Raw genomic sequence first — 20,876 nt, forward strand, 5'->3', positions numbered from 1 at the left:
CGCTGACTTGGAAAAAAAGTGCGCGGCCTCAATTAAACGAATGAGACGCGTCGTCGCGTCGTCGCGTCGGCTCGCGATTGGCGAAAAGGGGTGCGCCTGTCTCTCAGGAGTTTGAGCGAACTGTCGACGGTGTAAGCCCATAGCGTTTGCGAAAAGCGCGAGAAAAATGGGCCGCGTCATTGAACCCCACTGCAAAGGCAATTTCCGTGACAGAGCTGCGTGCCGCACTTTGTAATTGTTTATGCGCCTGAGCCAGACGCAAATTGGATACCCACGCCTGTGGCGCAATGCCTTCTTGAGCGAAAAGCCGATAAAGTTGTCGCAGAGAGAGGTTAGCAACTTTCGCCAGCATCTTGGGGGATATGCTCGGTTCGTGGATGTTTTCTATGACGTAACCCTTAAGATCATTAAGCCTCAACCTGCTTCGTGGCGCAGTGATGCCCGAAGAGGCATTCTTACAACGGGCGAGAATAGCAACGATCACTTCGGAAAGCGCCAGCCTATCCTCCTCGTCAAAACTTGCGTCGGCGTTGGCGAGTGAACCAAGCGTGGTGCTAAGTACCCGGCCCATGCCGCGTGAACCATCTATGGGGTTACCGGCGAGACAGAGAAGGTCGGCATGCGTGCCGTCTAGCCATTCGCGCGGAAGGTTCAGGGAAACAATGGCGCTGTCGCCTGCCATTTCGAAGGCGCAATCGCCTACAGGCTGTACCACCATCAGGTCGTTGCTTTGCAGGACGGATGATTGGAGACAATGATCAACTCGCGTCCGTCCGTGATGTTGAAGCAGGAGGAAAAGGCTATCGTGCCATTCTTCCTTGAGCTGATGGTTTGACCGCCGCCATGCGAGATCGCCACCGACCGCTACACCAACGTCAAAAGGGCCGTATTTTGCCAGGTCAAGCTGCGGGGGAATGCGCGATACCTTCGCTTGAACCGAATGGTGGCCGTACTTTCCTTCCATCGTCGACATAAAGGATGCGACGCGACCTTCCGGATCCGACCGTAAGACTCCGTCGCGTGAACACGCGATGGAGTGCCTCCCAGCCGACTGATAATTTCCGCTCGATATAGACATTGCGGCCCCTCTTATTGGCGTCGTCTATGTGTTCGTGCTCCCGCGGAACGCTGGACGTGGTTCTCGCGACCTCATTCTCAGCGCCTCGACTTGATAATATTCGATTACAATCGAGTTACAAGTGGGCACGTGTTGCTGCTTGAACTTGGGGCGGCGGGCGTTCCCGCAGTGCAGCGGCTGGGGCATAAGTTCGCTGATCCTGATACAAATTGGCACCGGAATCCAAGCGTTGGCACGCCAGAGCAAGACCGGCAGCCAGTATGGATGCAGTTTCAGTCCATCATTTTAGCAGGACCGATGCTTTCGAAGAAGCAGGCAGTCCGGGTCAGGATGGCGCCGCAATACGGTTGATCCTCGAAGATTATGACTACAACGATTGCAGCGGAGAAAACCATGAATCAGACGACGAGTGAACTCGCCTCGTTCCAGAACATGCTCGCGGAAAAGTACACACTGCATTGCAAATGCTTTGAAGAGCGGAACGCAGAGCCTCTCTTCCACCACTTCTTCTCACCCGACGCCCTATGGACGGGACAGGGGTACCCCGAGCGACGGGGTGAACAAGAATTGCGGCCATTCTTTGAAGAGGTGACGGCCAACTATCTCGTTTCATGTAGGTCGATGATGACGTTCGTCAATGACGATCAGGGATGGGACTATGTCTATTATCCAGTTCAGCCACGAAATAGTCTGGAAAAGCCTTGGATATTCCACGTGCTGTTCTGCTGGACCAAAAAAAGCGGCGAGTGGAAAGTCAATGCTACCATGTCGTACATGATTGAAGCCGATCAATAACGCAATTCAAGTGGCGATATTTACTCATCGAAACAATATAAATAGATAGCAGCTATTGAAGGGGGTTTAAAATGACTATTAGTTATCGCGGGTATCATCAATGCAGGACTTTACTTCTTGCGTTCGCCCTGTCGAGTACGTCGGTCGTCGCCTTGGCGCAGGATACGCCGCCCTCTAATGAGTCAGACCTGTCCGGCCCAAGCGTCGTCCCGCCGGGTGAAGACATCGTCGTAACGGCACAGCGGCGCACTGAGTCCGTACAGGACGTGCCGATCAGTATCACAGCGCTCGGTCGCCAGTCTCTCGATAGCCGCGGCGTCAGGAGTATTGACGATCTTTCGAAGTTCGCCCCTGGTCTTAATTTCAGCAGAACAAACATAACCCAAAACAGTACCACGAACATTTCCATTCGCGGGGTCAGTTCCAACTCAGGCGCGGGGACAACCGGCATCTATATTGATGATGCCCCTATCCAGATCCGCAATCTGGGATACAGCTCGGGAAATGCTTACCCTCAGATCTTCGATCTGGAACGCGTGGAGGTCCTCCGTGGACCACAAGGGACGCTTTTCGGGGCCGGTTCAGAAGGCGGTACCGTGCGCTTCTTGCTGCCAACCCCGAGTTTGAGCGAGACCCAATTATACACCCGCGCCGAGCTCGGCTTCACGCAGGGGGGGGCACCAAGCTGGGAGGCGGGTGCAGCACTAGGAGTACCACTTGTCGAGGACAAGGTGGGGATCCGCCTATCTGTGTCCCATCGGCGCACCGGCGGCTACGTCGACCGCGTAAACTATATCACTGGCGCGCTGGTCGATAAGAATGCCAACAGTGGCGACGTCACTGTGGCTCGTGCGGCACTCTTTATCAAACCTTCAGAAGATGTGTCGATCACACCCTCCATATACTTTCAGAAATTGCTTCAACGCGATTCCGATACGTACTGGGCTCAGTTGAGCGACCCGTCAAAAAGGGCCTACAGGAGCGGGAATGCGATCGCGTCACCCAATCGGGACCGTTTCATCCTTCCGAGCTTGAAAATCGAAGCTGAATTGGGCCCAGTATCGCTCATCTCAAGTTCGTCCTATCTCAGCCGTCGTCAGCATGCGACAAGTGACTATACCACCTATGACAGTGCCTTGTTTGTAGGCACGCCCTATTTCCCGGAAGGCGCGTTCAGCAATTCTGAGTTCTACAATCGTCAGAAGAGTTTCACACAGGAAGTCAGGCTGCAGTCTACTTCCGAATTTTCCGACCGGCTCACATGGGTCGTAGGCGGGTTCTATCAACGTGCCAAGCAGGTCGCATCACAGAACGTACCGGCCGCATTTCTACCGGGCTTCTTCAACCAAGTGACTGGTCTGGATTTTGCGTCGATATTTGGCGTCGGACTGGTCAACGGGGACTCCATCTATGTTCAGGACCCATATCAATCGCTTGATCGCCAGGTTGCCGCCTTTGGCCAGGTGGATTTCAAGTTGACCTCTCAGCTCAAGCTCACCGCCGGACTGCGCTACGCAAATGCCAAGTTCAACGGTTTCTCATCGAAATATGGCCCGGTCGTAGGATCGGCGACACCCCTCTCGAGCTCAGGCACCTTAAATGAGTATCCGATCACGCCAAAGTTCGGTCTCGTTTACGACTTCAACCGGGACAACAATGTCTATTTAACTGCGGCAAAAGGCTTCCGCATCGGCGGCTATAATCCTCGGCTGCCCAACACGTGTCGGAGTGATTTAGCCTCTCTTGGACTAGAGACCAACCCGGAAACCTTTAACTCTGACTCGGTCTGGAGCTACGAGATTGGCTCGAAGAATAGCTTTGCAGGCGGCAAGTTTCGCGTGAACGCCAGCGTGTACCAAATCGACTGGAAGAACATCCAGCAATCTGTGCTGCTTGCAGGGTGCGGTGACAATTTCGTTGCCAATCTGGGTTCGGCAAAAATTCGTGGCGGGGATCTCCAGATTGAAGCGCGTCCCAATGACGCGCTTAACTTGGCGGTATCGGTGGCTTACACTCACGGCGAGTTCCTCAATACGGTTTATGGCAGCCCATCTCCTTCGCCCAACAGCTTGGCAGTCGCCAGCGCTGGCGACCGGGTTCAGGGACCGCCGCTGCAGGTGTCGGCTTCGGGCAATTATACGATACCAATTGCAGGCGATAAGTCAGGGTATCTCCACCTCGACTATCTCTTTCAGTCGGGTGAGCCGAGGCGTGTAGCTGGAAATAACATTAACAATATCAGCTATGACCAGGACTATTACAGGTTGCGTTCTTCGAACGTTGTCAATTTGCGGGTAGGTTTGATCAGTGGGGCGTTGGACGCATCGATGTTCGTCAACAACCTGTTTGATTCAGACAAGCCCATCACTCTGGCACATGAGGCGCGGACATCGCCCCTATTCCGCGGAATCATTATGCGACCGCGGACCATCGGACTAACGTTGACCTATCGTCAGTAGCGTCTTCGCTCTCCGCCGGCTTAAAAGGGGTCACCCTGGCTTTGTTTGCCAGGGTGACCATAAACTTGCGGTGGTTCTTGGCGAGTGCCGCAGGCTTGCAATGGAGCATCGTTGGGGAACTGCGCGTTTCGGGCGGCAGGTTCCGGCGTGCGTACACCACAAAGCGAACTTGCCGTTGATGATATCGGCAACCGATCAGGACTACACATTATTGGCCAGGCTGACGCCAGAGACCTTAACAACAGCCTCTGTTGCCATTGCCTCATCTGCGGCAATGGCGGTGAAGGTGTCGGGCGGTTGTCTGGTAACCAGAAGGCCGTTACACGGCTGGCCGTGGTGGAGGGGAGAAGGGTGGGTTGCCGTAGCTTTGCTGGTCGAGGAAGGTCCCCGCAGTGCGCCCCAACTCCTCATGGGATGGGTTCTGAAGGTTTTTCAGATGGCAGATGAAACAGATACGAGCCGGTCTGCCGCGACGTTGATCGTGGTGCAGGATCGGCCGGCCATGCCGCCCGAAATCCTCATGGTCGAACGATCGTCGAAAATGGCGTTTGCGGCCGGCGCTCTCGTCTTTCCCGGCGGCGCGCTGGATGCGAGCGATCATGACCTTGCTGCAAGGCTGGGCGGACCGTTACCGATCGACGAGGCGGCGGCACGCATCGCAGCAATCCGCGAGACTATTGAGGAAGCGGGCATCGGCCTTGGCCTTACCGGTCCGGCCGATGCTGCGGCGATGCGGCGGATACGCGACGGACTTCACAATGGGGAGGGACTGGGTGACTTGCTCGACCGGATGGAGCTCGGCCTCGACCTCGCCGCGCTGATCCCCTTCGCCCGCTGGCACCCCGCGCCCTCCGATCGGGCGATGCGCGTGTTTGATGCGCGCTTCTATCTCGCCCGCGCGCCCGAGGGACAGGTGGCAAGCGTCGATACGACCGAGAATGTCCGTCTACTCTGGAGCAGCGCGGCCGACACGTTGGCGTTGTGCGAGGCAGGTAGGGCAAGCCTTATTTATCCCACGCGCCGAAACCTCGAGCGACTGGCACTCTGCCCCTCGTGGCAGGCGCTCGCCGAACATGCCGCCGCCTATCCGGTGGAAAAAATCAGACCGTGGCAGGAGGAGCGGGACGGGGAGAAGCATTTGTGTATCCCAACGCATCTCGGTTATCCTGTTACGTCGCAGCCCATGGTGGACGTGCAGCGCGGCTGAACTGTCGGCATCCATTACGCGTTGCGCCTAGGACATGCGCGCCCTTCTCTGGTCCTGCGCGTTCTCATCCTATGCGCGCTGCTGACGCCCATGCTCCTGCTTGTTTCCGACTGGCTCGGCCACGAAGCTGGACACCTCGAAGAACCGCTGGATTTGGGCGTAAGGTCGACGGTGTGGATTGCGGCGGCGTGGCATGACTGATGTGCTGCGTATTTTTCGGCGATTTTCATTTTTCCGGTGCTGCTGGGGCCGGATTTACCTTCGGTGGCCATTGGCTCACATCAAGCAGGCGCAGTTCGCCCCTCGAGCCAGGCCAGGCGCTGGAAGTTATAGACAAGGTTGGCCATGCCGATCTTGACGGTAGCCCGGGCGATGCCGATGGTGCGCACGATCAGGCCCATTCGGTGCTTTTGCCCGGCGAACACATGCTCGACCTGCGCGCGGATCTTTGAGCGCCTGGTATTGGCCCTGGCGATCCGTTCGGGCAGCGGTCGCCGCGGCTTTCGCTTCTGGTGGATGTGGCTGGTGAACATGCCATCCGCCAGGAACGTCTCGTTCTTCTTGGATCGATAGGCGGTATCAGCCCAGACGCCGGAGGCAGTGTTATCCTTGTTGATCAGAACTGGCAGCCGTGCGCCGTCATGGGCATTGGCAGTGCTGGCATCCCAGGTTCGGATCAGCCCATGGGTTTTGTCGATGCCGACATGATTTTTGTAGCCGAACATCGGGATGGCGAGATCGACCGGCTTGGCCGCTTTGGGGCCGGCGCCCTCCCTGACCTTGGCTTTGCTGTACTTGATCGACCAGCGGGCATCGCGATCTTTCTGCCGCGCCTTGGCCGGCTTCCAGTCCTGGGGCACCCGGCCTTCCTTGATTGCGGCCTTTTCGGCTTCGGTATTGCGCTGCTTGGGTGCTGGCACGACCGTGGCATTGATGATCTGCCCGCCCATCGCCAGATAGCCCCGATCCTTGAGGGCAGCATCGAAGCGGGCGAAGAGTTTATCTATGGCCTTGGCATTTACCAAGCGTTCCCGGAACAGCCACACCGTCGTCGCATCCGGCACAGTGCCATCGAGCCTAAGGCCCAGGAACCGTTGGAATGACAACCGGTCTTTGATCTGAAACTCGGTTGCCTCGTCCGACAGCGAATAGAGCGCCTGAAGCACTAGGATCTTGAACATGAGCACCGGATCAAATGGCGGTCGCCCGCCTTTGCCGCGAACGCTGCGACGAAGCGCTGTCACCAGCGGACCACGGAAAACCTCGAGCCGAAGGCCACCACAGGTAAATCCACAACTGCCCCCAATCGCTCAAGCGGATCGCCCGCCGCACTCAGCGCCTCGTACCGGTCCGAAAGATCGAAGAAACCCGGCTGCCCCGCCATTATCGCCTCCGCCACATCGTCGGCGAAGTGAATCAAATCTACCCCTCAAAGGCTAGAGTTTTTCGAGGCGTCCATGTGATTTCTTGTTTTTCTAGCGAAACGTACGGGCGAGATGCGGCTGAAAAGCGCCACCAATATGGAGAACATCAGCCAAAAGTGTTCTGCTTTCTGGATTGGCTTATTACGAACGCGGTTAGGCCGGAACAGCGGCGCTTCCCGCGCGCATAGGCGTAGAATCTCAGACGTTTCTCTATCCAAAGACATCGCCAATCAACCAGCCCGGACCAGTTCACCGATGGAAGTCTGCTAACATCATAGTATATCGTAGCTATGTGTCGCTTGTGTCATCGGTCACAAGAAGGGTGACTGCGCCGGCGGCGAAGCTCATCAGATCCTTGCCGGCAGCCTTGTTTTCGGCCGATGCCATCGCTTGATCAAAGCTGGCCCTGTCCGCAAATGTCATACGCGCGATTAGGAAAATGCCTTCACCGCCGTATACTGTCTTCGCCACCCGATGGACATCGATTGACTGAAGTTTGGGGGTTGCACGGACAAGCGGTACATGAACCTTCTCATAGTGCTCCATAAACGCCTCAGGGTCGGCGGGGCTTTGGTAAAGGGCCAGCAGACTAACTGTCATCTCTCTTCGCTTTCTAACTTCATCAAGGCACCATTGCCAGCACCGGAGCACCACAGCTGGGCTGCCGCGGCGCTTGCCCATCTAATTACGCGTGTATGACTTGGATCGAGGTATACTCTGCCAGCCCTTCCTTACCAAATTCGACGCCGATCCCTGAGGACTTGATGCCACCAAATGGTGCGTGGGGCTTGATGGCGCCATGATTGTTGATCCAGACGCTGCCAGCCTCAAGACGGCCAGCAACTTGCTTCGCTCGTTCCGGATCAGACGACCAGGCCGATCCTCCTAGGCCGTTTTCCGACGCATTGGCGAGGGCGATTGCGTCTTCAAGGTTGTGGTAGCGGATGATCGGGAGAACCGGACCGAATTGCTCCTCATCGACGATACGCATACCGTCGGTGACATCTGCGAGGAGCGTGACCGGGTAAAAGTGACCGTTACCGCCCATGGGCTCGCCGCCCAGAAGAACGCGTGCACCTTGTGCCTTCGCGTCCTCGACAAGATCGTTGACCTTATCGAACTGCACCTTGTTCTGGAGCGGCCCAAGTACGTTCTCCTCGGCGAGACCGTTGCCCATCGGAACCTTCGAGCCATATTCGACCAAGGCTGAACAGACCTGTTCATAGAGATTGTCGGGAACGTAGAGACGCTTCAGCGCCGCGCACGTCTGCCCGTTATTGATGAACGCTCCCCAGAACAGTCCCTCCGCAATCTGTTTGGGATCGGCGTCATCGAGAACGATCCCTGCATCATTGCCGCCAAGTTCGAGTGTCACGCGTTTGAGCGTGTCGGACGCGGACTGCATCACCTTCTTGCCGGTCGAACACGATCCTGTGAATACGATTTTCTGAACGTCTGGGTGTTCCGTGAGCATCGGCCCGAGGTCGTCATGTCCAGCGACAACGTTGAGAACGCCCGCGGGCAAAACCTCATTCAGAATTTCGACCATACGAATGGTGCTCAGCGGCGTGAAAGGCGATGGCTTGAGCACAACTGTGTTTCCGGAACGAATCGCCGGAACGATATGCCAGATCGCTATCATCAAGGGGTAGTTCCAAGGGGTGATCGAAGCGACCACCCCCAGAGGCTTACGGTGAAGTTCGACCCGGCCGGTCTCGTCCTCCGAAAGGATTTCAACCGGCAGGGTTAGTTCGGCGGTGTACCGCGCCCAAGCCTCGGCTCCTCCCAACTCAAAACGGGAGCCAAGTCCATTTAGGGGCTTTCCTTGTTCACGTGTGAGCAGTTCGGCCAATTCGGCAGAATGGGCGCTTAAAGCATCAGCCATCGAACGGACCGCAGCCTGGCGCTCCTCGTCGGATGTAGCGCTCCAGCTTGCAAACGCCTTGCGTGCAGCCCGCACGGCGGCGTCGACATCGGCCTTGGTTGCGACCGGGCTAGCGCCCACAGGTTCGCCGGTTGCAGGATCGTTGATGACGATCCTGTCGTTGGTGCGAACTTGCTGTCCGTCGATTACCAAATCATACTGCTTCATCACGCTCTCCTGCGTTTCACTTTAGAAGCGATAGCCCACACTACCGCCAAACCAGCGCGGCCTTGCGAATGTTTGCTGTCCAATACCGAGCGAAGAACCAAGGTCTAGGTTGAAGATCTTGTATTGCTTGTCGGTGACATTGTTCACGAAGAAGGCAATTTCGACAGGCTTTATATTGTAGCTGAGGCGGGCGTTGCCGATTGCATAGCGCGCCTGCCGATCGATCGGCGCATTGAACGTCGATAGATACTGGGCGGTGTTGTACTTCCAGTCGGTCGAGATAGCCGCTTCGCCGTTGCCAATCTGGGCAGCATAGCGAAGGGACCCGCCAAAGCTCCAGGAGGGCGCCTGCGGCATTAACCTGTCGACTATGCGACCGCTGGGCAGAACAATGTCGCTCACCTTGGTGTCAAGATGAGAAACAAAAGCCTGGACAGAGAGGCCTGTTGCGGGACGGATGTTAATGTCTGCCTCGAAACCTCTGATGCGGGCCGGCTTGTTGGATACCAGCTGTGACAGGCCCTGGATCGTGAATGCCTGATAATCATTATAGTCGTAATGGAACACGGATCCGTTCAAATAGGCCACCCCGTCCAGTAGCGTGAGCTTTGCCCCGGCCTCGTAGCTGGTCAGCGTTTCCTGACCGAAAGGCAGCAAGGTTGGATCGATCGGCTGGAACGCCTGCACGTTGAAGCCACCGCCCTTGGTGCCACGACTGATGCTTGCATACACCAGAACGCCATCAGTCGGACGAATATCGACCTGCACCTTTCCGGAGTAGTCATTGGATTTAACCCGCGCGAGATCGCCGTTCAAAGCCCTATTGAACAGGAAGGTGCTCACGTCCCCGGTGGTGAAATCGGTCTGGTCGTGGCGGAAATTATAATCTTTCCGGTCCCATGTATAGCGTCCACCCACGGTCAGGCTGATCAGAGGGCTGAACTTATATTCGAGCTGACCGAAAATGGCCTCCGATGCGGTGAACTGACGTCCGCCATAAATACTGCTCAAGGCAATGGAGTCCGAAAGGTCTGCGATATACTGGTTATTCGTCCGGGTACGGAAAAAATATCCGCCCACGAGCCAGTTCAGATTGTCGGTGTCTCCCGAGAGGCGAAGCTCCTGGCTGAATTGATAGAGGTTCTGCCGCGTCGAGTAGGTGAAAATTGAACTGGGAGACATATCAGAATCTTCGACATATGCCTTTTTTAGATTCTGATAGTCAGTGATTGAGGTCAGGGTGACTGCACCTAGCTCTTGTGTGTAGCGAGCGGTGGCTGTCCAATATTTACGATTAAAGTTGGTCCGCTGGTCGAAGGAAGCGGTATAGGGGTCATTGTCCGGTTCGCGATACCCGAAGGCGTCGTTCCCAGGGCCGGTACCCCAAAAATCGACATTCGCCGGAAGGGCATATCCCAATCCATCGGCATCCACTCCGAGGGCCTGATGCGAATAGCCACCAGCGCTAGGTTCGTTGTCGTTCCGCAGGCCCTGGAACTTCAGCAGAAGCTTTCCGCCAGCACCTACGTCGGCTTCGAGTTGCGCGCGCACGCCATAAAAATTGCTCCCGCCTACATCGCGCCCGACCCGATTCTTGATAAAGCCTTCGCTATAATTTGAAGTCGCCGATACGCGCATGCGCAACCAGTCTGTGATTGGACCGCTGACGGCTCCTTCAAATGCAATCTGATTATAGCTGCCGACCGTAACAGTTGCGTAAGCGGCAGGAACGGCTGTGGGTTTTGCGCTTACAATCTGAACAAGACCACCAGTGGCATTGCGACCGAAGAGGGTGCCCTGAGGACCGCGAAGGACCTCTACGCGCTGCAAATCGAAGGTCTGTCCGCTGATGGCACCAAGGGCGCCGACATAGACTTCATCATTGTAGAACGCGATTGGCGCTTCCTGCTGATCGGCAAAGTCGTTCTGTGAAACGCCGCGGATATTGAATACGGTGATGGTAGGACTGTATTGATTGGTTTGAAGGCTCGGCACTTGGATCGCCAAGGCGCTGATATCCTGGCGACCAAGATTGGCCAAAGCAGCTTCCCCAAGGGCAGTTACCGCGATGCCGACGTCCTGAAGGCGTTGTTCACGACGCTGAGCCGTTACAACGATGTCGCCCGGTCCAGACGATTGGACGGCTGCCGCTGATTCAGTAGCGCTATCCTGCGGAGCAACGGATGATGCTTCTTGCGCGGCCACGCCGCCCGATACGCTGGCTTCTGCCGGTGCGACGCGCGTAAACGCCGCGTGCGCGAAATTCGGAAGTGACGTAAAGGCCGTAGCGCAAAGAAGAAACTTGCCAATTTTCATTTGTATTCCCCTTATTCTGTTAAGATGATCCATCGAGATTTGTTTTATATTCGATGATGTTGGGTCCCCTGCGAACAATCCAACGTAAACCAATTGATTATTGAACTAGCCTTAGATCTTTAACTCTGGATAATTTTCCCTGGGACCTGGCGAGATGGCCAGATGTACAAACTTCAATTTTTGCACTGATGCCAATACTTGTCTTGACCATATTCGCGAGTCTTCTTGCGCCGGCATCATGTTCGGCTGGCGTATGTTCAGGGCGGCCTTCAACCCTGATGAGCACCTCATCCATGCGCTTGGGGCGGGCTATTTCAATTTCATAATGCGGGGTCAGGCTTTCACAGCGCAGAAGTTGTTCTTCGATCTGCGTTGGGAAGACGTTCACCCCACGGATGATGAGCATGTCGTCGGAACGGCCGGTGATGCGACCTAGTCGGCGGAACTGACTGGACGTTCCAGGCAGTAGTCGCGTCAGATCGCGAGTGCGGTAGCGGATGATCGGCATCGCTTCCTTCGTCAGTGACGTGAAGACAAGTTCTCCCAATTCGCCGTCAGGCAGACGCGCGCCGGTTTGGGGGTCTATGATCTCGGCCAGGAAATGGTCTTCCCAGATCGTGGGGCCGTTTTGATCAGCAGCGAATTCCGATGCAACGCCTGGACCCATCACTTCGGAGAGTCCGTAGATGTCTACTGCTTTCAGGTTAAAGGCGCGCTCTATTTCGACCCGCATCGAATCGGTCCATGGCTCTGCCCCGAAAATGCCAATCTTAAGTGAGGTTGATCGCGGATCGATTCCCTGCCGTTTGAACTCATCCAAGATAGTCAGCATGTAGCTCGGCGTGACCATGATGATGTCAGGCTCAAAGTCGCAAATCAGTTGGACCTGTTTTTCGGTTTGTCCGCCCGAAATCGGGATCACCGTGTAGCCCGACATCTCTGCGCCGAAGTGAACCCCGAGACCTCCTGTGAAGAGGCCATACCCATAAGCATTGTGGATACGCATTCCGGGTTTGCCGCCCGCGGCAGCGAGCGACCGTCCGATCAGCATACCCCAAGTGTCGAGATCGCTTCGGGTGTAGCCAACCACCGTCGGCTTGCCGGTCGTGCCCGAAGAGGCATGAACGCGTGCCACCTTGTCCATCGGAACACAAAAGAAGCCGAAGGGATAGTTCTGCCGAAGATCGTCTTTTGTAACGAACGGGAACCGCTGGAGATCGTCAAGGCTGAGCAGGTCATCCGGGTGGACGCCGGCTTCATCAAATGACCGACGATAATGCGCATTATTGGCATAGGCGTGGCGCAACGTGGCCTGCAATCGTTCCAGCTGGACCGCAGCCAGGCTTTTGCCATCAAGATCTACCTCAATTCCAGGAATTCCGGCTTCGCCCAAAGTCCACTCTCCACCCAAATAGCCAGCCGGCATTTTTATGACGGCGATCTCGCGGTCGCTACCAAGTGCCTCCGTGAATAGGAGACCCGTCGAGCGGCGTTTATGGTGCCATCGTATAACTGACCGAGCGGACGGTCAAACTATAATTTTGGGTGGGAAAGGATTTTTGACACTTTATGTCTTCCACCAAGCTGCGCCGTGTTTCGCTTTCTCAACAGCCGGCCTTGGCGGCCTGAATGCCGGTCCGCGATCGGTGCCCAGCAAAAGTAAAACGGATTGCATGCTCTGCTTGAACGGGAAGCGGTAGAGCGTAACATGCGTGTGGGCGGGCGCCGGCTAAACGCGATGGGGGCAATTACGTTAAGCCTTCTCCGCTACGTCTGGTCGTGCTAGGCGGCTCTTTTGCTCAGCGTGTGACTGTAGGAAACGATGGCTAGGACTCAAGCACCTGATTATGATCAACGCCGAGAGTTCTTTGTAGCTAAGGCAGCGCAGTTGTTTGCCAAATCCGGCTTCTCGCGGACGTCGATATCCGAACTTGCGAAAGCGTGCGACACATCGAAATCGCTGCTTTATCATTACTATCAGTCGAAAGAAGAAATACTGCACGCCGTTATGGCATCGCATATTAACCTGCTTGAGCAGGATGTAGCCGAGATCCTTAGTGAAGGTGGGAACCCGCGGGATCTCCTACGTTCAATTGTGCATCGGTTCATGCGTCATTACACAGGCGCTGTCGCGTCTCAGAAAGTCTTGCTGAACGAGCTGGATAATCTTCCCGAAGATAAGCGATCAACAATCGTGGCGCAGCAACGCGGCATCGTCGAGGCGGTCGGCGGGCTGCTGCAAGACATCTTTATTGACCTAAAAAACGATCCAGCCAGGGCGTGGGCAAGCGCGATGTTATTATTTGGAATGATCAACTGGACGCACACCTGGTTTGATCCGGATGGCCCAATCAGTCCGGACGAGCTTGCAGACATGGTAATCAACCTTGTCCTTCGGCAAACGGACACCGTTGCGTCGTGAACGAAGCGCAACAAGCGCATGCGTTCGTCAGGTGATCTTTACGCTGGCCGCGAGTGGTCGTCACGTAGACATCTGGCGGCTATCGCGTTTTTTGACCAAGTCCGCGGCGGTTGATTTCGGAGACCAGATGTTGGCGCGTTTCCGCAGGGCTGCGCAGCCACTTCAGCCTCAGCACGGCTAGTTCGGCCGCAGTGTAAGGTTTAAAGTTCGCAGGAACGTTGGGGCCCATCTCCATCACAAGCCAGTTCATCAGTGCTGCCAGCGCCTCGTCATCGAGACGCGCATTGGCCGACCCCGGCACCTGAACGATATATTCGCGGCCGCCCGACACTTGGAGGAAGTTACCAAGATACCCGCGCATGTTGGGCACCTTGCCGGGCATCCCGCTACCGTTCGGCAAATGGCAGCCCTGACAATGAATGGCGTAGTCAATTGTGGGGCTATGTCGCGGTTGCGGATGATCCTCTGCTCGGATTACGCCTGAGGCTCCCGCCGCAACAATTGATGCAAGGAGCGTAGCTTTGTACCGGCGCGACACGCTAGTCGGCTACGCCAAGCACAACCGACGTCGAGCAGTTATAGACGCTGGATGCGGTGCCAAGGCACCAGTTGATGTCGTTAGACATGGAAGGCTGATAGACGGGAGTATCGTCCTCGTTGCGATTGCATTCACATCGACCGCAAGCGGTTTTGCCGCAGCAGTCATTGTAGGAAATCACGTAGTTCTTCCCGTCAGCCGGGTTGCGGCATGTACCGACCCACGTGATTGGTGATGGCTCGGTTCCCGGAGGGCAAGAAGAAGGGGATCCTCCGCAGCACGCACACAGGAAGCCGTCGATTGCGCAGTAGCGCCAGTAATCGCAAGATGCAGGATCGCCGGTTTCGCTCTCTTGCACTGGAACGGCGGTTTTTTCTGCCCAAGCCCGCGACACTGGGAGCAGAGGCGCGCTCGCCGAGGCGGTGAGCAGTATCCCCATTCGGCCAATGAAACTCCTTCGTGAAATGGTCCGCGCGGCTTGTCGCGCCATACGCTCGGTAATACGATCAATCCGGTTCATGACGTTCCTCTCGCCATAGGGGTCAAGTAAGTTCCGGCGCGAGCCGACGCGTGTTATAGTCCTGGATGCTGGCGATGCCGCTGGCTTGTGCCTCGAACAAACTTTCAAAATGCTCCCGGTTATTGACAAGGCCCTTGGCAACAACAATGCCGTGCGAATCAATAAGGACTGCATGGGGTAGCTTGGATACTTCGAAGGCCAGGCCGAGCGGCGTTGAGAGCAGGAGAGGGTAGTCGCTCAGCCGTTCGCTGGAAACCATTGCTCTTTGCTTTTCAGGTTCTCCATCGCTGGCAAGTATCACGCGAAGTCGCGAACCTTGCTCACGCGCGATCGACTTTAGTATCGGCAGGAGTGTCTTGCATACCGGGCATGTTGGAGACAGGAAAAACAATAGCGTCGATTGACCAGGCGTGTGGTGCCCGATGCTCACACTTCGTCCGTCGATGGCTTCTAGGTCAAAGCGGGGGCTGGGGTCGCCAGCCTTCGGGCCACCCGTCAAGGTAAGAGCGCCAACCGGTCCTAGACGCTCGTGCAGCAGACCCACTTGCCTCAAAAGCACAAGGACGGCCACGGCTAGACCAAGCACCAAAAGCCATAGGAGGGCTAACGCAACGGACAAGGTTGTGATCATCGGATCAGGTCTCGCTTGGGAAGGAGCAGAATGAACTCGAAAATTGCGTACAAGAGCACGAGCGTCGCGATTGCTGCTAGGATCGCCGCGACGTCCAGCCAACCGGTGGTTCGCGAACTTGCTGGCAGAAGCCCCAGGGTGCCAAAGCCTGCGATGCAGAGGTTCCTTGCCGCCATACCAGCGTTTAGTCTTGGCGGTTGCGCGCCGTATGCGAAGCATCCGCAGTCGATGAAGCGGATGCCACGGGCAAGGCTGAGGAGTATGAGAGCTGCGTACATGCAGAAAATGCCGACGCCTGCCACGAGCCCGGCGGCGCCCGCACGCGACATTGCGAGAAAGGTCACCATTCCCGTTGTTATCTCGATTGCCGGAACCACTATGGTCACAATGGCGATGCTTGTTTCAGGTAAGAGCTGATATCCCCGCAATGCGTCCCCGAAGCGTCGCAAGTCGGAAAGCTTGTGCACTCCTGCTAAGATAAGCAGACCGCCCACAAACAGGTGGGTTATCCAATCGATGATGGGGTCCATCATCATCTTTCTCTCGCTGGGGGAGCTGGCTGGATCGTCGTCATGCTCTCTCCGAGGCCTGATACCGTACGAAGAACCCGTCCCGTCTCGGCATCCAACACGGCCAGATCGCTCGACCCGAACATTGCGGTGTAGAGAAGTGGCTTGTCGTCCTGGCTGATGCCAAGAGTGGTTGCTGGTGTTCCTAACGTCCAGCGCGCAACGCGTTTGTGCGATGCAACGTCAAATACCCAAAGTTCCGTACCAGGGTCCTTATGGGTATTGACCCCGCCCTTATGCATAAGAACGAAGAGCCGTCCCGACGACCGATGCATGGCGGCGGGTTGTAGGCCGCCAATGCGCCAGCCTGCATCCTGCGGGCCAAGCAACGACCACCGGCCAACTGCCTTGGGCAAGGTTCCAGCACCGTCGATGATGACGACCTGGCTATTGTAGGTGAAGAAGAGCCATTGCTGTTTGCCAATTCTAACAGGCTTTTCCGTCGCCGGATCCTTGACGTCGAACAGCGGCTTGGATGGTTCGCCAAGCGTAATCTTTCCGCCAGCATCCAGTACACCGTTTCGGAGCGATCCGTCGCCACACTGCATGAAGAAGGACCGGTCGCCGGTTGGATAAATCAGGCCACAGCCGGCGGTCGCGAATTCACCGACTAGTTTCCGCGTTTCGAGATCCACAACAGTGACGGATTGCTCAGGCGTGAAGTTGTAGATCAGCGAAAATCGCCCGTCGTCGGTAAGTGGCATTGCGCTTAAAAAGGCGATGCCCTCAAATCGCTTTGGCGGGATTACAACTTCTTCGCCTGGAGCTAAATCTTTCATGTCATAAAATGTGACAACGTCAGTGCGTTCGCCGCGCGTGCCGCGAGAGTAAAATGTACCAGGCACTGCAAAAGTGCGTCCGTCCGGCGAGAGTTGCACAGAGCCGTGGCTGTAACCCCCGCTCACCATGCCAAGAAACTGCCCCGTGTCGGCATCGATCAAATAGGCACGCCCATCAACCATATGAGTAAAGGCAATGTCATTCACCCACACCCAGTGCGGTTTCATCACCTCTGCAAGCTCTACCTTGGTAAGTTCCTCGGGTTCAAGCTGCGCGTGAGCTGGAGCCGTGAAGCAACACAGGGCCAGAATAGCTGTAGAGAGACATTGCAGCTTGAACATAAGATGCTCGTGATCCTGTCTGGTTAAACCGTGGCGGTCGCTCTTTAGGCCAACTACGCGGAGGTCCACGCGTCAGCCATGGCCAAAACATCGTTTTATTACTCTATCGAGGATGGGGTACATTCCAAAGTCCTCGGACAAGTCCCGTCTGAAACTGTCACCGCTTCTCTAGCGCAACAGGTCCGATTTTGATTTTGCATTTTGCGCCATTTTGTTGTTAATCGGCGCCACGGAGGGGTGATGATGACAAAGCTGCCAAGAACAGATCGCCCTCGCCCTCGCGTTCGAGCAAGCGTCATGCTGTCCGCATTGCGCGCGACAAAAAATCTTGCGAGCGAATGTGGGCAATGCGCTCCGCTCGATCCGGTTTCCCTCAACATCGACCCCTATGAGTGGGTGTCGCTGTTTGACTACCTCACGTATCTTGAGGAGGCAGCCCGCGTCCTCGACGTTACACATCTCGGCCTTGAACTCGGCAGTCGTTTCGACGTGGGCGACCTTGGCCCTTTGGGTGTTCTTTTCATATCATCTGAAACAATTTTCGACGGCTTCCTTCAGCTTCAGCTTTTCTTGCAAGCGTGGCAGGAGGATACCGAGGTTGCCCTTGATACCGACACCGACCTCTATTCCTGGTCATATCGGATCCGCACGCCGTCCTTGCGGCACTTACGCCGACAGGACGCGCTTCTAACGTTAAGCGTTGTTACGACTTGGCTGAGGTTGAGGCTGGGCAGGGGATGGAGCCCCGCTGAAGTTCATTTCGAACAAACGGCTCCAGCGGACCTTTTACCTTTCCAGCGCTTTTTCCGCGCGCCTCTCTATTTTTCCCGGCCGACTAACGGCGTGTTTGTCACGCGGGAGGAGGGCAATCGTCGCGTTGGTGATAGGGTCCAGCCATATCTACCGTTCATGCGCCGGCACCTGAGAGACCTGATCGAGGTGCCCGTTCGGGACCGAGACATAGCTGAAGCCGTAAAAGCGGAAGTCGCGCGGCGCCTAGGCCTGCAACCGGTGACCCAAAGAGCCATAGCGCAAGCACTCGGCCTTTCTGTCAGGACGCTGCAGCGTCGACTCTCCGGCGAGGGCGTCGGCCTGCGCAGCATCGTCGACGAGGTGCGGATGAGCGTCTTACACGAGGCGCTTGACGATGGTGCGCGCGCAGGGGCGCTCGCTCGACGGCTCGGCTATTCCGACGCTGCGTCCTCGTGTCGAGCCGTGCGGCGATGGACCGGTCAACCGCCTTCGGCGCTGATCAAAAGTTGCGAGGGCGGCGGCGTTGCTGAATAGCAAGCTGCAACGCGGCAAGTCCTAAAAGTGTGCAAACACAATGTCGGCCAGAGCCTTGGCCTACTTCGTCACCCGTTCTGGTGATCGAAGCGCTAACCCAGATTTACGCCACGAAGTTTGGCGCCCCGATCATTAGCCGAACGATGGGTCGATGAATTCGCTTGACAAAAAAATGCGATCGATCAAACTCGACCACAATCTGGAACGCGCTTGAGATATCGTGAATTCAAAGCACGCAGTCATCGCCCGTTCAAGACGTGCTTGATATTTGGTAGTGTGAATTTGACGTCGAATCCGACGAAGACGGTGTAAAAACATAGGTTAAGAGCATGGTCCTGCAAGAAAAGTGACAGTTAAATTCAGGTAGGATGAAAAACTTACAAGCGTTTTACTGCTTGGTGCATAGCAAATGGCGCTTTGTGAAGCGGTGCAGGGTTCTTATCTAGAACTGGAGAGAAGTGTGGGTGACAAGAAAGATCAGGATCATTTGCCTGATATAACGCGACGGGATTTTGTCGGAGGTACGCTGTTAGGCAGTGGCGCGGCCCTGCTTGGCGCGTCCGCGCCTGCGCTAGCTGCGCCTCCGAAGGGCCAGGCGGTTGATTCACCTCTGACAGGCCTTGGCGAAGACTGGACCGGGCCCGGCGGCATTGGTGACTATGCCGGAAAGAACGGCAATACAGCTGAGGTTGTCAATGCTGCGCATGGCGACATCCGCAATGGTAGCCTCGACGCGCGGATAGCGAATGCCAAGGTCGTTGACGACGTCTATGACTTGGTGATTGTGGGTGCCGGGATTTCCGGCCTCACGGCTGCGTATGTCTACACCAAGGAACGTCCTGAGGCACGTGTTCTTGTGCTTGACCAGCATGCGATTTTCGGCGGCGAAGCCAAACAGAATGATTTCGAAGTGGATGGCTATCATCTCACGGCGCCGCAGGGTTCGACAGGTATCGTCGTTCCATTTGCCCGCGCTATCGAGTCTGGTTTTGTAGCTCCCTTTCTCAAGGAGCTTGGTTATCCCGAAGCCTTCACTTATCAAAAAGCGGAAAACCTCTCTCAGCCGATCCAGATCCCTGAAGATATGTGGAGCCCAATGCATATCGCGTGGGAGCGCTCCGACGCCGCTTTCTTCTACGAAGGCAAGGGGATGGTAAAGAACCCCTGGCGGGACGGCTTCAAGGATGCCCCGATCCCCGAGAAGCTGAAGAAGGCGTTGGTGGATCTGGAATTATTCCGAACGCCTCCACGGCGGGACGATTGGGAAAGCTGGCTCGACAGCATGACCTATAAGGAGTTCCTGCTCAAAGTCGCCAATGTTCCCGAGGATTGCATCGACGGCGTTTGCCAATATCTCGATCCCGTCATGGCTGCCATGGGAACCGGGCAAGGGTCCGATGTCATATCGGCTTATTCGGCGTATAATTTCCTCATGCCGGGTGTGAATGCCTATCTGCGTTACGCGCATGGAGGCGCCGATCCCACGGATTCGATATATCTTGCCACTTTCCCAGGCGGAAATACGTTTGCCGCGAAGCGCTTTCTTAAGCTGGCTAAGCCCGAGGCGCTTAGCGGCGATTTGTCTCTCTATGGCTTGCAGTATAGCACCGTAAACTGGGACCAACTCGACAATCCGGGGCAAAAATATCGTTTACGGCTCTCCTCTACAGTGTTCTCAGTCGTCCATGAAGGCAAACCCGGCAAGGCATCGATCGTACGGGTAACCTATGCCAAGGATGGCAAGATGGTTTCGGTGCGCGCAAAGGCTGTGATTTGTGCAGGGCAGCAACATGCGAACAAGCATATATGCCACGACATCACGCCCGCTTACCGCGAGGCGATGCAGGCTTTCCAGCATGCGCCAATACTCGTGGTGAACGTCGCGCTTCGCAATTGGAAGTTTCTCGATAAGCTCGGTGCGGCATCCATTCGTTGGTTCGATGGACTCGGCTGGTGGACCAGCCTGCGCAAAAACCTTGTTTTGGACGGAAAAGAAACGCAACCGCTCGATCCCAACAAGCCGGTTGTGCTCACACAATATATTCCATTTTTGGCAACTGGAACACCTTGGCCGGAGCAATGTACGCAAGGTCGGATGGCGATGTTCTCAATGTCGTTTGCAGACATTGAGATGCAGGTGCGTGACCAGTTCAATAAGATGTTCGGTCCCTACGGCTTCGATGACAAGCGAGACATTGCCGGTATCATCACGAACCGCCAGGGTCACGCTTATTTTGTTGGGCCACCGGGATTCTTCTTCGGAAAAGACGGGAAGAAGGCACCGAAGGACATTCTACGCGAGCCCTTCCACCGCATTGCTTTCAGCCACTGCGAAGTATCGGGTGCCCAGATGTGGGAGACCGCTGCCGACGAGGGTGAGCGGGCTGCCAAACAAATGCTTGCTTTGAAGGATTGAT

At 56.0% G+C, this 20,876-nt stretch carries 16 protein-coding genes and 1 pseudogene; 6 read left to right on the top strand and 11 right to left on the bottom strand.

Going from position 1 to position 20,876, the window contains the following annotated elements:
- Window positions 1-103: 103 nt before the first annotated feature.
- Complete coding sequence (locus tag IWY39_RS20990) at window positions 104-973, bottom strand: helix-turn-helix domain-containing protein (RefSeq protein WP_181316847.1); 870 nt, start codon at window positions 971-973, stop codon at window positions 104-106.
- A gap of 468 nt (window positions 974-1,441) precedes the next feature.
- On the opposite strand from IWY39_RS20990, the gene IWY39_RS20995 reads away from it, so the two are divergent.
- From IWY39_RS20995 to IWY39_RS21005, 3 genes are all read left to right on the top strand, one after another.
- Window positions 1,442-1,873 carry a hypothetical protein gene (locus IWY39_RS20995; protein WP_145169851.1) on the top strand — a complete coding sequence of 144 codons (432 nt, stop codon included), beginning with the start codon at window positions 1,442-1,444 and terminating at the stop codon, window positions 1,871-1,873.
- A 71-nt stretch (window positions 1,874-1,944) separates the two neighbouring features.
- A complete protein-coding gene (locus IWY39_RS21000) occupies window positions 1,945-4,332 on the top strand; it encodes a TonB-dependent receptor (protein WP_107126144.1) in 2,388 nt (795 codons plus the stop codon).
- A 436-nt stretch (window positions 4,333-4,768) separates the two neighbouring features.
- Window positions 4,769-5,539, top strand: a complete 771-nt coding sequence (locus IWY39_RS21005; RefSeq protein ID WP_107126145.1) for an NUDIX hydrolase — start codon at window positions 4,769-4,771, stop codon at window positions 5,537-5,539.
- A gap of 281 nt (window positions 5,540-5,820) precedes the next feature.
- Here IWY39_RS21005 and IWY39_RS21010 read toward each other — a convergent pair.
- From IWY39_RS21010 to IWY39_RS21030, 5 genes and pseudogenes are all read right to left on the bottom strand, one after another.
- Window positions 5,821-6,923, bottom strand: a pseudogene (locus tag IWY39_RS21010) (IS5 family transposase).
- Between the two features lie 328 nt (window positions 6,924-7,251).
- Window positions 7,252-7,563 carry an EthD family reductase gene (locus tag IWY39_RS21015; RefSeq protein WP_107126146.1) on the bottom strand — a complete coding sequence of 104 codons (312 nt, stop codon included), beginning with the start codon at window positions 7,561-7,563 and terminating at the stop codon, window positions 7,252-7,254.
- An 85-nt stretch (window positions 7,564-7,648) separates the two neighbouring features.
- Window positions 7,649-9,055 carry an aldehyde dehydrogenase family protein gene (locus tag IWY39_RS21020; protein WP_107126147.1) on the bottom strand — a complete coding sequence of 469 codons (1,407 nt, stop codon included), beginning with the start codon at window positions 9,053-9,055 and terminating at the stop codon, window positions 7,649-7,651.
- A 21-nt stretch (window positions 9,056-9,076) separates the two neighbouring features.
- A complete protein-coding gene (locus tag IWY39_RS21025) occupies window positions 9,077-11,371 on the bottom strand; it encodes a TonB-dependent receptor (protein ID WP_107126148.1) in 2,295 nt (764 codons plus the stop codon).
- Between the two features lie 97 nt (window positions 11,372-11,468).
- The gene (locus tag IWY39_RS21030; protein ID WP_229380773.1) at window positions 11,469-12,764 is read right to left on the bottom strand and encodes an AMP-binding protein; all 1,296 of its coding nucleotides are present in this window, start codon (window positions 12,762-12,764) and stop codon (window positions 11,469-11,471) included.
- Window positions 12,765-13,193: 429 nt separating this feature from the next.
- Between IWY39_RS21030 and IWY39_RS21035 the strand changes: the two genes are divergently transcribed.
- Complete coding sequence (locus IWY39_RS21035; protein ID WP_107126150.1) at window positions 13,194-13,793, top strand: TetR/AcrR family transcriptional regulator; 600 nt, start codon at window positions 13,194-13,196, stop codon at window positions 13,791-13,793.
- 79 nt (window positions 13,794-13,872) lie between these two features.
- On the opposite strand, the gene IWY39_RS21040 is transcribed toward IWY39_RS21035, so the two are convergent.
- From IWY39_RS21040 to IWY39_RS21060, 5 genes are all read right to left on the bottom strand, one after another.
- Window positions 13,873-14,175 (bottom strand): hypothetical protein, encoded by a 303-nt coding sequence (locus tag IWY39_RS21040; RefSeq protein WP_107126151.1) that lies wholly within the window; start codon window positions 14,173-14,175, stop codon window positions 13,873-13,875.
- 157 nt (window positions 14,176-14,332) lie between these two features.
- Complete coding sequence (locus tag IWY39_RS21045) at window positions 14,333-14,851, bottom strand: methylamine dehydrogenase light chain (protein WP_107126152.1); 519 nt, start codon at window positions 14,849-14,851, stop codon at window positions 14,333-14,335.
- A gap of 22 nt (window positions 14,852-14,873) precedes the next feature.
- A complete protein-coding gene (gene mauD, locus IWY39_RS21050) occupies window positions 14,874-15,482 on the bottom strand; it encodes a methylamine dehydrogenase accessory protein MauD (protein WP_107126153.1) in 609 nt (202 codons plus the stop codon).
- On the bottom strand, window positions 15,479-16,018 hold the full coding sequence (locus IWY39_RS21055) for a MauE/DoxX family redox-associated membrane protein (protein ID WP_107126154.1): 540 nt from the start codon (window positions 16,016-16,018) through the stop codon (window positions 15,479-15,481). The genes mauD and IWY39_RS21055 overlap by 4 nt, the downstream gene beginning before the upstream one ends.
- Window positions 16,015-17,172: an amine dehydrogenase large subunit gene (locus tag IWY39_RS21060; protein WP_196871701.1), complete on the bottom strand. Its 1,158-nt coding sequence runs from the start codon at window positions 17,170-17,172 to the stop codon at window positions 16,015-16,017. The genes IWY39_RS21055 and IWY39_RS21060 overlap by 4 nt, the downstream gene beginning before the upstream one ends.
- Before the next feature lie 297 nt (window positions 17,173-17,469).
- Between IWY39_RS21060 and IWY39_RS21065 the strand changes: the two genes are divergently transcribed.
- The gene (locus IWY39_RS21065) at window positions 17,470-18,459 is read left to right on the top strand and encodes an AraC family transcriptional regulator ligand-binding domain-containing protein (RefSeq protein ID WP_181316848.1); all 990 of its coding nucleotides are present in this window, start codon (window positions 17,470-17,472) and stop codon (window positions 18,457-18,459) included.
- A 460-nt stretch (window positions 18,460-18,919) separates the two neighbouring features.
- The gene (locus tag IWY39_RS21070; protein ID WP_229380774.1) at window positions 18,920-20,875 is read left to right on the top strand and encodes an NAD(P)/FAD-dependent oxidoreductase; all 1,956 of its coding nucleotides are present in this window, start codon (window positions 18,920-18,922) and stop codon (window positions 20,873-20,875) included.
- Window position 20,876: the final 1 nt, after the last annotated feature.

Source organism: Sphingobium sp. JAI105 (assembly GCF_015752145.1).
Lineage (GTDB): Bacteria > Pseudomonadota > Alphaproteobacteria > Sphingomonadales > Sphingomonadaceae > Sphingobium > Sphingobium xenophagum.

What these genes read in the sequence shown, in the direction of transcription:
- IWY39_RS21055 (WP_107126154.1), bottom strand. Translation starts at nt 16,018, where the DNA reads ATGATGATGGACCCCATCATCGATTGGATAACCCACCTGTTTGTGGGC.
- IWY39_RS21005 (WP_107126145.1), top strand. Translation starts at nt 4,769, where the DNA reads ATGGCAGATGAAACAGATACGAGCCGGTCTGCCGCGACGTTGATCGTG.
- IWY39_RS21035 (WP_107126150.1), top strand. Translation starts at nt 13,194, where the DNA reads ATGGCTAGGACTCAAGCACCTGATTATGATCAACGCCGAGAGTTCTTT.
- IWY39_RS21020 (WP_107126147.1), bottom strand. Translation starts at nt 9,055, where the DNA reads ATGAAGCAGTATGATTTGGTAATCGACGGACAGCAAGTTCGCACCAAC.
- IWY39_RS21065 (WP_181316848.1), top strand. Translation starts at nt 17,470, where the DNA reads ATGCTGTCCGCATTGCGCGCGACAAAAAATCTTGCGAGCGAATGTGGG.
- IWY39_RS20995 (WP_145169851.1), top strand. Translation starts at nt 1,442, where the DNA reads ATGACTACAACGATTGCAGCGGAGAAAACCATGAATCAGACGACGAGT.
- IWY39_RS20990 (WP_181316847.1), bottom strand. Translation starts at nt 973, where the DNA reads ATGTCGACGATGGAAGGAAAGTACGGCCACCATTCGGTTCAAGCGAAG.
- mauD (WP_107126153.1), bottom strand. Translation starts at nt 15,482, where the DNA reads ATGATCACAACCTTGTCCGTTGCGTTAGCCCTCCTATGGCTTTTGGTG.
- IWY39_RS21000 (WP_107126144.1), top strand. Translation starts at nt 1,945, where the DNA reads ATGACTATTAGTTATCGCGGGTATCATCAATGCAGGACTTTACTTCTT.
- IWY39_RS21060 (WP_196871701.1), bottom strand. Translation starts at nt 17,172, where the DNA reads ATGTTCAAGCTGCAATGTCTCTCTACAGCTATTCTGGCCCTGTGTTGC.
- IWY39_RS21015 (WP_107126146.1), bottom strand. Translation starts at nt 7,563, where the DNA reads ATGACAGTTAGTCTGCTGGCCCTTTACCAAAGCCCCGCCGACCCTGAG.
- IWY39_RS21045 (WP_107126152.1), bottom strand. Translation starts at nt 14,851, where the DNA reads ATGAACCGGATTGATCGTATTACCGAGCGTATGGCGCGACAAGCCGCG.
- IWY39_RS21025 (WP_107126148.1), bottom strand. Translation starts at nt 11,371, where the DNA reads ATGAAAATTGGCAAGTTTCTTCTTTGCGCTACGGCCTTTACGTCACTT.
- IWY39_RS21040 (WP_107126151.1), bottom strand. Translation starts at nt 14,175, where the DNA reads ATGCCCGGCAAGGTGCCCAACATGCGCGGGTATCTTGGTAACTTCCTC.